Origin of the sequence: Cedecea neteri NBRC 105707 = ATCC 33855, from assembly GCF_001571265.1 — a bacterium.
GTDB lineage: Bacteria > Pseudomonadota > Gammaproteobacteria > Enterobacterales > Enterobacteriaceae > Cedecea > Cedecea neteri.
On the sequence record NZ_BCTL01000002.1, the window covers coordinates 1 to 13299 of the forward strand.

A 13299-nucleotide genomic window follows, 5' to 3' on the forward strand; every position below is an offset into this window, starting at 1 on the left:
GGACACGTTCACCGTTTTCTGGACGTGCAGGGAAAACAGATTTATGGGTGAACGGAATAACTGCAGAGCGAAAGATAACTCCCGGAAGATTTTGAAAGAAAAATAGGTATAAGAGACAGCGCCCGTTGAGGCGAGAAGAGGCTACTCCTCTTCTTCCTCGGCAACGCGAACACCAATCTTACGTACCAGGTTGTCCTCTTTTTCGGCCACCGTCCAAATCATCCCGGCAAATTCTACCTGGTCACCAACAACCGGTGCGCCGCCAAGCATCCCCAGCACAAAATCACCTAACGACTGCTGGGTATCCACGTCTTCATTCAGCGTCAGGCCGTAAATGGTCGCCACATCGGAAAACTGGGCGCTGGCTTCCAGAATAAAGTCGCCAAAGAAACGCTGATCCAAATCCACCGGCGGAGACTGGCTAAACAGCTTACCCAGCGCGGGAAGATCGCGTTCGCGGCCAATCACGCAGAGCACGTCGCCTTCCCGCAGGCGGGTGCTGCCCGTCGGGTGTAGCAACACGTTATCGCGGAACAGCGCGGCAATGCGCGTCTCTTCAGGCATGTGCAGGTCCCGGAGGGCGGCGCCAACGCACCATTTCTCTTCGCTTAGTTGGTAGACAAATTGCTCCCACGGATTGTCAGGATGAATATCCAGACCGACGCGGGAAACGGGCCAGCCGACCGGTGGCACCACGACTTTGGCTTTCTTCGCTGCCCAGCCCAGGGATGTGCCCTGTAACAGCAGAGACACCAGCACCACAAAGAAGGCCACATTGAAGAACAGCCGGGCGTTATCCAGGCCGGCCATCATCGGGAACACCGCCAGAATGATCGGCACTGCGCCGCGCAGCCCAACCCAGCTGATAAACACGCGCTCGCGCAGATTAAACCCACGGAAGGGCAGCAATCCGGCAAAAATGGACAGCGGACGGGCAAAGAAAATCATCCACGCGGAAAGCAGCAGGGCTGGCACCGCGATTGGCAGCAGATCGGACGGATTTACCAGTAAGCCCAGCACCAGGAACATACCGATTTGCGCCATCCAGGCCAGGCCGTCAAAGGTTTGCAGAATCCCGAAACGGTTGCGAATCGGGCGGTTGCCCATCACAAAGCCGCACAGGTAAACCGCCAGAATACCGCTGCCGTCCAGCGCGGTTGTCACGCCAAACACCATAATGCCGCCGCTCAGGGCCAGCATCGGGTACAGGCCCTGGGGCAGGGTAATCCGGTTAATCATTTGCAGCAGCAGGTAGCCGCCGCCGAGGCCGAGCACAATCCCCAAGCCAAATTGCTGAATGATATGCACGAGGAACAGCCAGCTCAGGCCGGTCTGGTGCTGCTGGATCATCTCAATCAGCGTAATGGTGAGAAACACCGCCATCGGGTCATTGCTGCCTGATTCAATTTCAAGCGTGGCACCTACGCGCTCGTTCAGGCCTTTCCCTCCGAGCAGGGAAAAGACCGCGGCGGCATCGGTGGAGCCCACAATGGCGCCAATGAGCAGGCCGTCAATCAGGTTCAGGTTAAACAGCCAGGCGGCGGCAATGCCGGTCAGGCCGGAGGTAATTAATACGCCGACGGTTGCCAGCGAGAGCGCGGGACCCAGGGCAACGCGAAACGAACTCGCCTGGGTTCGCATCCCGCCGTCCAGCAGGATCACCGCTAGCGCCAGGTTACTGATCAGGTAGGCAAAGGGGTAATTATCAAACGGAATACCGCCCAGACCGTCGATCCCGGCCAGCATGCCGATAGCCAGGAAGATAACCAGAATGGGAATGCCCAGACGAGAGGAGAAAGAACTTAATAAGATACTGCAAGTTACCAGAACGGAACCCAAAATAAACAGACTGACAATCGCCCCTGCGTCCAAAATCATTCGTCTCCTTTGTCTATGCTGTGGAATTGTAACATGTCATCTGCTGCCCAAACGCCCAAAAAGGGCGCTTAAACCGGGCTTCTTTAGCGAAGCACCGGCTGCCCGCTTAACGTCAGTCGGGATGTGACCCCATCATGGACCAGCTCGCCAAACGCGCCGAGCGGCAGCGTCACGGTTTGCGGTTCGTGTCCAAAAGGCAGGCCGGAAAGGACAGGTATATTCAGGCGTTGTTGCAGCGTTTTACGCATTTCCTCAAAAGTATATCCTGCATCGTAATCCGTGGTGGTTGTACCGTTAAAACTTCCTAAAATAATCGCTTTCTGGCGCGAAAGTATGCCCGCATGGTAAAGCTGCAGCAGCATGCGCTCAACGCGGAACGGATGCTCATTAATGTCTTCCACAACCAAAATGCCGCCGTCTATTTGCGGCAGGAACGGCGTGCCGACCAGAGAGATCAGCATCGCGAGATTACCGCCCCATACCGTGCCGCTGGTTTGCATCGCAGGTGCATCGTTTTCCCAACTCAGCGCCAATTCCGGTTCGCTGAGCGCCCGCCAAAAGTGACGCCAGGTGTATTCATCCATCTCCTCGGCGCCAAAATTACCGGCAAGCATCGGACCGCTGAAGGTAATGGTCCCGCACTGTGCCAGCAGGCCAAGCTGGAAAGCGGTAAAATCGCTATGGCCGCAGATAATCTGTGGCCGGGCGCGGAACGAAGCGCCAAGTCGTGAAAAATCAATGTGCTCAAGCAGACGGCTCACGCCGTAACCTCCGCGGACGGCCAGCACGATGTCCGTTTCCGCCGGCAGCGTCGCCAACTGATTGAGATCCGCCAGTCGTTCACTGTCCGTTCCGGCAAAACGCTGAAAACGCCTTGTCACTGCCTGCTGATTGACGACCTGATGTCCGTTCTCTTCCAGCCGACGAATGCCCCTGGCGGCGGCCTGCTGATTAACGCAGTAGCCTGATGGGGCGATTAAATGAATCAGAGACATGGCATTTCCTTGCTGAATATGAATTGGTTATCATGCCGCTATCGAGAGCGCTTGTCATCGCCGTTATGGCTGGCCACATCAATAAGGATAGAGGCGTGAAATTAAGAGGGTTTATCATTCTGGTGCTATTTCTGGCCGGTTGTTCCAGCCATTCTCCACAGCAGCAGGCGCCGTGGGATCCGACGATCCCTACCCAGCGGGCGTTGAACTGGATGCCGTTGACCGAGCTCTCTGGGCAGCAGTGGGGCGTTAGCCCAAGGCTGATAACGGCGATCATCGCCGTGGAATCCGGTGGCAATCCGCAGCTGGTTAGCGGCTCGAACGCTATCGGGCTGATGCAAATCAAGGCCTCTACGGCGGGAAGAGAAGTATACCGCAATCAGGGCTTCAGCGGGCAGCCATCGAACAGTGAACTGCGGGATCCTGCGCGCAACATCGATATCGGCACGGCTTATTTGAGTATTCTGGAGCACGGTATTTTGCGGGGGATAAACGACCCACAGGTGATGCAGTATGCGCTGATTGTCTCTTACGTGAACGGGGCGGGGGCGCTATTAAGAACCTTTGACTCCGACAGACAGGACGCAATCGACAAGATTAACCGCCTGAGCCCGGATGAGTTTTATCAGCACGTAGCGACCAACCATCCCGCGCCGCAGGCACCGCGCTACCTGTACAAGGTGACGCGGGCCATGAACGCCATTTAGGTTATTTTACGCGGTTGGCCTTTTCCCGGGCCGACCGTTCCAGCGAGAAAATAATCTTTTGCAGTTCGCGCTCCACCGCCGGGTTTACGTTTAAGAAACGAAAACTCAGGCGCGGAGTAGAAATGGTCTCATTTTTACTGTCCACCACTTTTCGTTCTGAAACCATCACCAACTGCATATCAAAGTAAAACTTGCCCCATTCCACGAGATCCATCTCTACGCGGCCAAAACGCAGGCCGGGCGCAAGGCCTGGCGGCAATGTGCCATCCACCAGCGCCCCCATTCCGCCGAGAGACAGGTCGCAGAGCCGGAAGGCAAACTGAGAGCCATCGGCCAGTTCGGTGCGACAGTAATACTGCGGCTGCATGGGGGCGGTAATGCGGAAGTATTCCCGGCGCTGCACGAACCACAGCGACGGCGGCAGCGGCGTAGTGAACGCCGGCAAATTTTGATATTCCGTCGCCTTCAGACCGGGCAAGCTAAATTCAACTTTTGCCCCCTGCGTTTCAGCGATGAACTCAATGTGGGTGGCCTTTTGCACGGAAAGGTTTTCCTGCGACTGGCTACCGAAGTCCAGCACCAGGCGGTCCGCTGAGACCTCGAGAATCTTGCTGATGAACTGCCCGTTAGACCATTCCAGCCTGACGGGAACCTGCTGTTTGTGTAAGTCGCGTAGCACACCTAATACTGCCAGAGGAGACTGCTTCAGGAACTGCTCGTTATAGTGACTCAAGGCTCAAGTCCTTGTTGTGTTTTCAGGTTGTGGTATCGAAGCTTATCGGCAAAACCGGATAAAACTTAATACAAATTTTTGAATTTTTTTGCCTGAAAATGAGCATAACCAGGTGAGATTCATCACGTTTTTCTGCAACCGAACTATACTCTTTTTGACAGTAGGCCGCCGGCAGGGGCGCAGAGAGCGTCAGGCGAGCCTGCTAAAGCTCACAATGTAGAAGAGGACGTTCTAAAATGGGTATCCTGGCCTGGATTATTTTTGGTCTTATCGCGGGTGTGGTCGCTAAGTTAATTATGCCTGGCAAAGACGGCGGCGGCATTATCCTCACCTGTATTCTGGGGATCGTGGGCGCGGTTGTCGGCGGCTGGGTGGCGACGGCATTGCACCTTGGCGGACCGGTAACCGGTTTTAACTGGCCGAGTTTCTTTGTGGCGGTGATTGGCGCCATTATTGTGCTGGCTATTTTCAGGATGGTACGACGGTAGAAAGTCATTCATTACAAAAAACGGCCCTTCGGGGCCGTTTTTACGTTTAGCGTATTCTATTAGAAGTCATAACCCACGGTCGCAATAATCGACCGCTCCGCCCCCCAATAGCAGTAGCCCGTTCCGTAGCAACCCGCCACATAGTCACGCCCGGTCAGGTTGGTCGCATTGAGCTGTACAAACGCACCTTTCAGCGCCGGAGTCCATGCGCCCATATCTGCTCGCACCATCGCATCCAGCAGCGTTACAGAAGGTACGCGTAGGGTATTTTCGTTGTCGGCCCACTGTTTGCCGATGTAGCGAATCCCCGCGCCCAGGCTGAGGCCATAATCGGCTTTGAACGTGCTCCACAGGCTCGCCATTTGATTTGGCGTGACGTATGGCGTGTTGCCGTCGTTACCGTCAATCGCGTCTTTGTAACGTACGCGATTGAGGGTATAGCTGGCGATGGTCGACAGGCGTGGCGTTAGCTGAGTACGCGCTTCCAGCTCCAGCCCCTGCGAATGTACTTTGCCCGCGGGTTCAAAATATCCGCCCTGAACGTTACGGTTGCCTACGTCTTTCTGAGTCAGATCGTAAACGGCGGCGCTATACAAATCGCTGGTGCCGGCCGGCTGGTATTTCACCCCGGCTTCGTACTGTTCAGCGGTCGTAGGTTTCAGCAGCTTGCCTTCGGCATCGGAAAGCACCTGCGGCGTGACGGCCTGGCTGTAGCTCACATAAGGAGAAATGCCGTTATCAAAGGCGTAAAGCAGGGAAGCGCGGCCGCTGAAGTGGTTGTCCGAGCGGTTGTCCGTTACGTCGCTATCGATAGCCGTCGCGACCAGATGGCTTTTGGTGACCAGATGGTCGTAGCGGCCAGACAGTGTCATATGCCAGCGGTCCCACTTCATCTCATCCTGCAGGTAAGCCCCGGTTTGCTCGTACTGGCGGCGGCCAGCTTTGACCAGCAGTCCCTGATTGATCGTCGCGTAGCTTGGGTCTCGTGGATCGTAATAATAGTAACCGCCAACGCCGCCGGAAACGCCGGTCCACGGGTTCAGGTTGGTGGTATAGCCCGTCCCGTCCGTCAGATCGTTGGTGAACCGGTGATATTCACCGCCGAGCACCACTTTATGCTGCAGGTCGCCGGTCGTGAAGTCGGCTTCCAGCTGGTTGTCGATGGCCCAGGCATCCAGCGAGGAGTTTTCGCTGCTGTAATAGCGCGAAAGTTCGTTGTGAGCGGTGTCCGCCCAGCCAATTTGATAGGCCTGGCGCAGCGCCACGTTAGAGTGGGTATAACTGGCGTTCGAGCGGAATGACCAGACGTCGTCGAAGGCGTGAGCAAACTCGTAGCTGTAGATCTGCTGGTGGCGCTTGAAGGCGTCATCGCCCGGCTGCACGTCAGAGAACCCGGTATCCAGCTTGCGTCCCGTTGTGGTGTAGAGGCTGCCGTCGCCCGGAACGGAACCGTGGTAGCCGCCGGAAGGATCTTTTTCCAGATAAGCTCTCAGCACCAGAGACGTTGCGTCGTCCGGCTGCCACAGCAGAGAAGGCGAAATGGCGTAGCGCTCGTCGCGCGTGTTTTCATACTGGGTATCGCTATTTTTGGTCAGGCCGGTGATGCGGAAAGCCCACTGGTCGTTAATTGCGTTGGTGTAATCAAACGCCGTGCCGTTGGTATTGTGGTTGCCGTACATTGCCCGCACGTGGCCTTCTTCAACAAACTGCGGGCGTTTCGAGGTTTCCATCACCAGGCCGCCCGGCACGGTCTGGCCGTAAAGTGCGGAAGAAGGGCCTTTGATGACATCAAGGCGTTCCAGGAACCAGGGATCAACCTGTACGACGTTAAAGCTGCCCGCGTCGCTCATCAGGCGAAGGCCATCAAGGAAGATGTTATTGACGTCACCACCGTGGAAACCGCGCAGCGCAACGGTGTCGTAGCGGGTTGCGCCGCCGGCAAAACCGGTGAACACGCCAGGCGTGTAGTTCAGCGCGCTGTTAATGGTTTGCGCGCCCTGGTCTTCCATTTGCTGGCGGGTCACCACGGAAATGCTTTGCCCGGTGGTAATCAGCGGCTCGTCGGTTTTGGTTGCGCCACGGGTTGTGGTGGCGGTGTAACCCATTGTTGGAGAGGTTGCAGTATCGGCAGGTTTGGCGGTGACAACCAGCGTTTCTTCAGCCGATGAAGAAAAAGGGGCCATGAGAGCAAGCGCGCAGAGTAAAGCGGAGCGCTTTACGGTAAAAGCCTTTATCATTTTTTTGTCCGGAAGTATTGAGGTCATCATCCTGATGGAATTCCTCCGTCGACCTGCGACGGGAAAACGCGGTTTCTATATGCGATTTCGAATGCGAATTATTATCTAGCACAAGCAATGCCGCGCTTTTTTATACGTGAAAGCCCATGAAATCACTGATGATTTCATGGGCTTATTGTTTTAAATGAAATGATTAAGCGGCGATAACGCCGTTGTCGCTGCGGCCAGATTACTGCGCAGGCTTACTCGTGGCGGGTGATATCTCCGTTTTTTCCCCTGCAGGCTTGGCCGTTTCCGTCACCGGGCCGGGCGTGGCCGAAGGCAGTTTATCCGGCGCGTTGTCGCAGGGTTTGTCTTTCGGGCAAAGCAAATCCAGCATCTTCAGCGTGACGCCGTTGGTCCAGCCGAAGCCATCCTGCAGCGGATATTCGCCGCCGCCGCCCGTGCCACCGGTGGTCACATCGTATTTTTCAACCAGCTTTTGCTCTTTGTTGTAGAGATTCTGCACCGTACTGAGGAAGCGGAAGCTTACCTCCAGCGCGAGATCTTTATGGCCGTAGTTTTGTAAGCCTTCGGTTGCTACCCACTGCAGCGGTGCCCAACCGTTTGGCGCGTCCCATTGCTGGGTTGTTTTTACGCTAGTGGTAGCCAGCCCGCCAGCGCTGAGTAGATGCTGGCGCGTAGCCTTCGCCATCTTGTCCGCTCTGTCCTGTGAGGCAGCATGAACGTAAAGCGGGAACAGGGCGGCGGCTGTTAGCTGGTTTCGAACTGTATTGCTTTTCAGATCATAATCCGCGTACCAGCCTTCTTTGGCGTTCCACAGATTTTGCTCAATCGCTTTTTGGCGATCGTCCGCGGCTTGCTTATAGCGCGCCGCCGCCGCGCTATCTTTTGCCAGCTCGCTGGCGTGAGACAATGTTTTTTCCAACTGATAGAGCAGCGCATTAAGGTCCACGGGCACTATGCTTGTGGTACGGATTGTACCCAACTGGGCCGGATTATCCATCCAGCGGGAGCTGAAATCCCAGCCTGAAGCGGCGGCAGCCCGGAGGTCGCGATAGATATCCGTGGCCGCACGCGATGGCGTATTTTTCGCGGTGGTAACGTCGTCGAGATAAGCCTCGGTTCGCGGCGTGCCTTTATCATCCCAGTAGCGGTTGAGCAGGGCGCCATTTTTGAGTTTCACCACGCGGGCATGGGCTTCACCCGGCTTAAGGACATCGCTGCCTTCCATCCACCAGGCGTACTCCTGCTTCAGCTGCGGCAAATAGGTTGTATACACGCTGTCGCCTTTATTCTGCGCCAGCAGTTCAACCATCATGGCGAAGAACGGCGGCTGCGAACGGCCCAGGTAGTAGCTGCGGTTGCCGTTGGGAATGTAACCCCAGGTGTCGATTTCGTGCGCGAAGTTGTCCACCATATTTTGCACGTCATCCCAGCGCCCGCTCTCCGCCAGCCCCAGCAGGGTGAAATAGCTATCCCAATAGTAGAGCTCCTGGAAGCGGCCGCCTGGCACAACGTAGGGTTTTGGCAGCGGGAGCAGCGGGTTCCATTTGTTGGTGCTGTCGGCGGAGCGGGTCAGCACCGGCCACAGCCCGTTAATGTGTTCTCGCAGGCTTTCTCCTTCCTGCGGCTTATATTTATCCTCGTTCTTCGGCAGGATAAAGTTCACATCAACAAAATGGCGTAGGTCGAACCCCGAGAGACGACGCTGCATACGGTAGTCCGCAAGGATCATCAGCGGATCGCCTTTGGGCACGGCATCGGCAAAGGTTTTCTGATCGGGGAACAGCTTCGCTGTCTGAACATCAATAAACAAAGGCCCAAAAAGCTCGTCGGGCGTTTGAGGCTCGGCCGGACGTGGTGTTTCGATTTCCTGGGCTGCAAATGAAGCAAGCGGCGTGAGGCCAAATACGGCACCGGTAGCGGCCATTTGGGCCGCAAAGCAAAGCACATAAGGTCGGCGCAAAACGGGTTTTATCATCATTCCTTCTCCATCGACGGGACGCAACACGCTACGTTGCGATCAACTCCCTGAAAACCTTAGTTGAATTTTCCGAATTTCGAGCGCCGTTGAAGATAAAAAGAGAAAAACCGGATTATTTACCCCTGTAAAAAAGCCCCGCAGAGCGGGGCTGAACGATTGTGCTACCGACACGGCCTGCAAAACGCAGACTCCGGCTTCATCATTATTACCAGCTCAGGATCCACCCGTTCATCACCGGGCGTTGATAGTGAACGTTAAGCTGGTTGGCTGGCTTATTGCCTACGATGTCGTTATCGATGTGCCCATCTTCCTGTTTGTCTTTTTTAAGCTTCTCGAATTCGGCCTGGGAGATTCGAATTCCGAAGGTGGTCGTCTTACGCTCACGTCCGGTTTCACTGTCTTTGACCCACACCGCCTGCGGCACGCCTGCGGCACGCCGCGACTGTTTATCGCTTCGGCGATCAGGTACCAACTACGGCCGCCTGAGTCATCGTAAGTTCGCTCCACGCCAGATTTTTCACCGATGCGATCCACCACAATGAAAGTCAGAGGCTCCACCACATAGGCGTACATTTCATCCATGCGGTTTATGGACGCTATCCATTCCGGGGGCGGCGTTATCTCTGTATAGCCGCGTTCGGCTAAGCTACGCTCCAGTCCGGCGACAAAATCGCTGAGCGTTTTTCTGTCCTGACTGGAAAGGGGAAGCCCGAGCAGCTTATTTTTCTTTTCTGCAAAAATTTTTATCCGCTCGGCACGCGTTTTTTGCTGCTCCACGGCGGTGCTGACCTCTGCCACGGTGGCCTCAACCGTCGGGCTATTTTGCAAGATAGCCTGTTTCGCTGCGTCGAATTTGGCCGTAATGTCAGAAGACTGGCTGAGGAATGTCGAGAACTGTGGATCGACGGTAATCTGCTGCAGCGAGCCGTCAGCACGCAGCAGGCGGGTAACGTCGACGATAAGATTATTGGCGTTTTGCAGGAGATCTCTTTGTTTGTCATTCAGCGCCGTCAGCGACTGTAATTGTTCCTCGCGCTGCGCTGGGGCATTCTCCATTGCCAGATTTTGTGGCTGCTGGTGGATAAACTGTTCCAGCATGCCGTTGACCTTATCTTCGACCTCAGCTAAAGGCTTCGTGGCCCAGACGAGTGCCGCTTTATTGGCAACATCCAGCGTCCCTTTTATGTACTGGGCAATGCCCGTCAGGTCGTGGCTTCTTTTTATCTGCAGCGTAATGCTGTTGTTCAACGCTTCCAGCTGGTTATGGGCGTCATAAAGACGATAGCCGGTGAACAGCACGCCGCACAGTACCACTCCGCCCAGCCCTTTTAGCCACTTAGGGCTCGTCAAATACAGGTTTGCGCCCAGCCGCTGGCTGAGGGTTAACGGCGGTGACTGGTAGCTCAAACGCTGCGTGAACCAGTTTTTCACGCCTTCTTCGATAAGCTCGTCATTCACAGCCGTGCCTGACTTCTGATAGTAATCACGTATGCGCTGGCTGATTTTCTGCTTTAACAGCGGCAGGTCTAAATGCTCGTCAACGGCAATTTGCTGGGCATGCAGCGCGTCGACGATGGCCATCGCCCCAAGCTGATCGCTGAGTTTTATCTTATCCATCAGAAACTGTCCGTGGTCCGGTAACTACCACCCCCGGTTGAAGAAGAAGAGCTAAAACCTCCGCGGGAAGAACTTGAGCTGGAGCTTCTGGCGGAGGATGAACTGGATGTCCATACTGAGCCGGAAGAGGGGCGTCGGGCGCTGCTATAGCTGCTAACGGCTGCCGGTTTGGGTCTCTTACGGGAGGCTGCGGATATTTTAGCCAGAATATCTTTCAGGCTTTGTTCGCCGTTCATATAGCGCTTGATCTGCTTTTCCTCGCTATCAAGCAAGCCCCATTTAAACTCAAGATCGGGATCGTTAAAGCCATGCTGGTGGAAAGCGTTCTCCAGCGATTCGGCCCGGCCAAGATCGTTCCTTGCACTATCCTGATCGGTTTGCGCGGCGGCAATACGGCCGCCGAGGCTTGTCTCCTGAGGAATGAGCGTGCGTATTCTTTCAAGCATAATATCGTCGTCAGGCGAGGCGGTTCGCGCCACCAGTTCGCTGAGCTTTTGCTGCGGCAAACGCGACATTTGTTCCGACAGTCTGCGCATAATACGCTGAAAATTTTCACCTTCTCCGTTGGCATATTCCTGCATTTTCATCTGCAGCTGGCTAACCTTTTGCTGGCTTACGGTCAGGTTGGCTTCCAGCGCCTCAAGCCGCTGGTACTGCTCGGGCAGGCCAACATTCTTTTCAACCCGGCTGACAAAGCCTTTGAAATGCTCATCCCGCGCGTTGGCCTGCTGGCTCAGCGTTTGCAGTTTGGTTTCAGAGGCTTTTTGCAGCGCAAAAAGCATACGGTAATTGGCTACGTTTTCGTTAAAGCGGCACAGTCCGGCAATCCAGCCGTCGAGATTACGCCGAAGGCGCCAGGCACGATATTTCTCGGTGCCGTAGCCTTTGAGAAGCAAATAACTAAACAATTTCTGCTGGTCGTAAACCGCCGTTTTTTGCGCGACCTCCACTTCAAGTTCGGCGTGAAGTGCAGTTTGTTCCTCTAATTCAGCGGCGAAGCTTTCCTTGTCTACCCGAGCCTGTTCAGCCTGCGGATCGGCGGCAAGCTGCGCGTCTCGTTCGGCTTCTTGTTGGTCGACTTGTTCATCCAGGGCTACCAGCGCACGTTGATGCTGCTGAAAGCGTTGCTCTTCGGCAGCCAGCTGCTGGCGGGTAAGGGCAATTTCGTTGTTCAACTGTTGCAGCAGAGGCTGGATGTTTTGCTCATCGACATCAACGGTTGAAGACTCCTGCAAAAGCATCGTCGCCATTTTCTGGTAAAGAGAGGCGATCTGCTGCTGTAAAGACAGCTGCTGGCCGCGCAGCTCGGCCACAGAGGCTTCTACAGACGAGAGCTGTAAACGCTGGGCTGCGGTGTTCTGCGCCAGCGTTCGTGCCAGTTTATAGGCTTCCATTTAACTCAGATTCTCCATGAATCGCGTCGGAATAGTGGTGTTGAACATCGGGTATCAGCGCGTCAGTTCTGCTTTATTGACGATGCTGGTAAAGCGGCGTTTACCGTCTTCGACAACCGCCGCCAGCTCTTCAGCATTTTTGGTGGCTTCCCCGCGCAGCTCTTCAATCATTTTGTAGCTGGACTCCTGGAAACTGACGATGGCATTCACAAGGGAACGCACTGATTCGGCTTTGATTGTTGAGCCGTACCCTGCCCGAAGTCCTGCTTCCAGCTGTTTTGTACCGTTGGACGCAATCGTGTTCAGGCCATCGTTGATACCTGCCTTCATGGCCTCCAGCGTTTTAGTACTTTCGTCGAGGCCCTGAAGTGAGGTCATTGAAGCTGAAAGTGCGGTAAAGACGATTTCGTTCGTCGCAAAGAAGGTCACGCCCTGGCGGTAAACACGCTCTTTAATGGCGTTAGTTTGCTGCAGCCGGGCAAACACCGCTTCCGCCGCGTTGTAGGCGATAAGCAAATTATCGGTAAGGTCTTTGACGATTTGGTAGCGCTCATCTTCTTTTTGCATTGCGCGCAGGGCTTCATCCCGGACTAACTCTCGACGTGAGCGCTCTGCGCCGTCAGAGGCATCGTGACTGTCAGTGGCGGTCTGAGCGCTTTGCAGAGTCTGGCGACACTGCTCTACGCGTTGTTCTGCCAGAGTCATGAGCGCCATGGCATCCACATGGGCCTCTTTCAGGCCAAAACGGAAATCCTGATAGGCGTCGAGAATGACTTTCTCGCGGGAGATTTGCTCATCGGAGGCTTTGGCAACGTCGAGCCAGGTTTTTTTGATAGCGTTGAAGCGCTCGGGAATAGAGCCGCGGCGAAGGGTCATCCAGCCGGACTTAATGCGCTCCATCAGATCCAGTTTACCGTCGTCCAGCCAGTCAACCATTTGGGTAGCATCCTGGCGGATCGAGTCGAAGGCGGCTACGATTTTCGTCTGGCGGTTGGCAACATCCATGCTTGAAATATTGTCGCGAACAACAGCGTTAAACGCGCTTTGCTGCTGCAGCGTTCTGCCGATGGCGGTTACCCGGTCGGTATCCAGGTCCACAATCGCATCCAGCAGCACAAGCACCGGCGATTCGACTTCTGGCGCGGGCATGATGCCTAGCTTCTGTAACTTTTGTATGGCCCGGTTGGTATAGCTGGCTACGGCAGATGTCATCATCGCTTCCTATGTTGATGTCAAAATATTTCAGCCAGTACTATACCCTTA

At 55.2% G+C, this 13299-nt stretch carries 10 protein-coding genes and 1 pseudogene; 2 read left to right on the forward strand and 9 right to left on the reverse strand.

Annotated elements, in window-relative coordinates; genetic code table 11:
- Nucleotides 1-141: 141 nt before the first annotated feature.
- Nucleotides 142-1872 carry a potassium/proton antiporter gene (locus CNE01S_RS00795; RefSeq protein ID WP_061272494.1) on the reverse strand — a complete coding sequence of 577 codons (1731 nt, stop codon included), beginning with the start codon at nt 1870-1872 and terminating at the stop codon, nt 142-144.
- 89 nt (nt 1873-1961) lie between these two features.
- Nucleotides 1962-2873 (reverse strand): muramoyltetrapeptide carboxypeptidase, encoded by a 912-nt coding sequence (gene ldcA, locus CNE01S_RS00800; protein ID WP_061272321.1) that lies wholly within the window; start codon nt 2871-2873, stop codon nt 1962-1964.
- A 95-nt stretch (nt 2874-2968) separates the two neighbouring features.
- Between ldcA and emtA the strand changes: the two genes are divergently transcribed.
- Nucleotides 2969-3580, forward strand: coding sequence for a membrane-bound lytic murein transglycosylase EmtA (gene emtA / locus CNE01S_RS00805; protein WP_061272323.1), 612 nt, complete (start codon nt 2969-2971; stop codon nt 3578-3580).
- Between the two features lies 1 nt (nt 3581).
- Here the strand turns inward: emtA and ycgR are convergent, their stop codons facing one another.
- The gene (ycgR, locus tag CNE01S_RS00810) at nt 3582-4313 is read right to left on the reverse strand and encodes a flagellar brake protein YcgR (protein ID WP_061272325.1); all 732 of its coding nucleotides are present in this window, start codon (nt 4311-4313) and stop codon (nt 3582-3584) included.
- 236 nt (nt 4314-4549) lie between these two features.
- Between ycgR and CNE01S_RS00815 the strand changes: the two genes are divergently transcribed.
- Nucleotides 4550-4801, forward strand: coding sequence for a GlsB/YeaQ/YmgE family stress response membrane protein (locus CNE01S_RS00815; RefSeq protein WP_016536859.1), 252 nt, complete (start codon nt 4550-4552; stop codon nt 4799-4801).
- 59 nt (nt 4802-4860) lie between these two features.
- Here the strand turns inward: CNE01S_RS00815 and CNE01S_RS00820 are convergent, their stop codons facing one another.
- From CNE01S_RS00820 to CNE01S_RS00840, 6 genes and pseudogenes are all read right to left on the reverse strand, one after another.
- Nucleotides 4861-7038 (reverse strand): TonB-dependent siderophore receptor, encoded by a 2178-nt coding sequence (locus CNE01S_RS00820; RefSeq protein WP_061272496.1) that lies wholly within the window; start codon nt 7036-7038, stop codon nt 4861-4863.
- A gap of 229 nt (nt 7039-7267) precedes the next feature.
- Nucleotides 7268-9022 (reverse strand): alpha,alpha-trehalase TreA, encoded by a 1755-nt coding sequence (gene treA, locus CNE01S_RS00825; protein WP_061272498.1) that lies wholly within the window; start codon nt 9020-9022, stop codon nt 7268-7270.
- Between the two features lie 208 nt (nt 9023-9230).
- Nucleotides 9231-9449, reverse strand: coding sequence for a DUF6384 family protein (locus tag CNE01S_RS25950; protein ID WP_369406054.1), 219 nt, complete (start codon nt 9447-9449; stop codon nt 9231-9233).
- Between the two features lie 791 nt (nt 9450-10240).
- Nucleotides 10241-10642: pseudogene (locus CNE01S_RS25955) on the reverse strand (DUF6384 family protein); the annotation flags it as partial.
- Nucleotides 10642-12036, reverse strand: a complete 1395-nt coding sequence (locus CNE01S_RS00835) for a coiled-coil domain-containing protein (RefSeq protein WP_061272328.1) — start codon at nt 12034-12036, stop codon at nt 10642-10644. The pseudogene CNE01S_RS25955 and the gene CNE01S_RS00835, both read right to left, overlap by 1 nt.
- A 54-nt stretch (nt 12037-12090) precedes the next feature.
- A complete protein-coding gene (locus CNE01S_RS00840; RefSeq protein ID WP_245874422.1) occupies nt 12091-13251 on the reverse strand; it encodes a merozoite surface protein 3b in 1161 nt (386 codons plus the stop codon).
- Nucleotides 13252-13299 lie beyond the last annotated feature (48 nt).

Excerpts from the sequence above, each read along its gene's own strand:
- CNE01S_RS00820 (WP_061272496.1), bottom strand. The coding sequence starts at position 7,038 with ATGATAAAGGCTTTTACCGTAAAGCGCTCCGCTTTACTCTGCGCGCTT.
- CNE01S_RS00815 (WP_016536859.1), top strand. The coding sequence starts at position 4,550 with ATGGGTATCCTGGCCTGGATTATTTTTGGTCTTATCGCGGGTGTGGTC.
- treA (WP_061272498.1), bottom strand. The coding sequence starts at position 9,022 with ATGATAAAACCCGTTTTGCGCCGACCTTATGTGCTTTGCTTTGCGGCC.
- ldcA (WP_061272321.1), bottom strand. The coding sequence starts at position 2,873 with ATGTCTCTGATTCATTTAATCGCCCCATCAGGCTACTGCGTTAATCAG.
- CNE01S_RS00840 (WP_245874422.1), bottom strand. The coding sequence starts at position 13,251 with ATGATGACATCTGCCGTAGCCAGCTATACCAACCGGGCCATACAAAAG.
- CNE01S_RS00835 (WP_061272328.1), bottom strand. The coding sequence starts at position 12,036 with ATGGAAGCCTATAAACTGGCACGAACGCTGGCGCAGAACACCGCAGCC.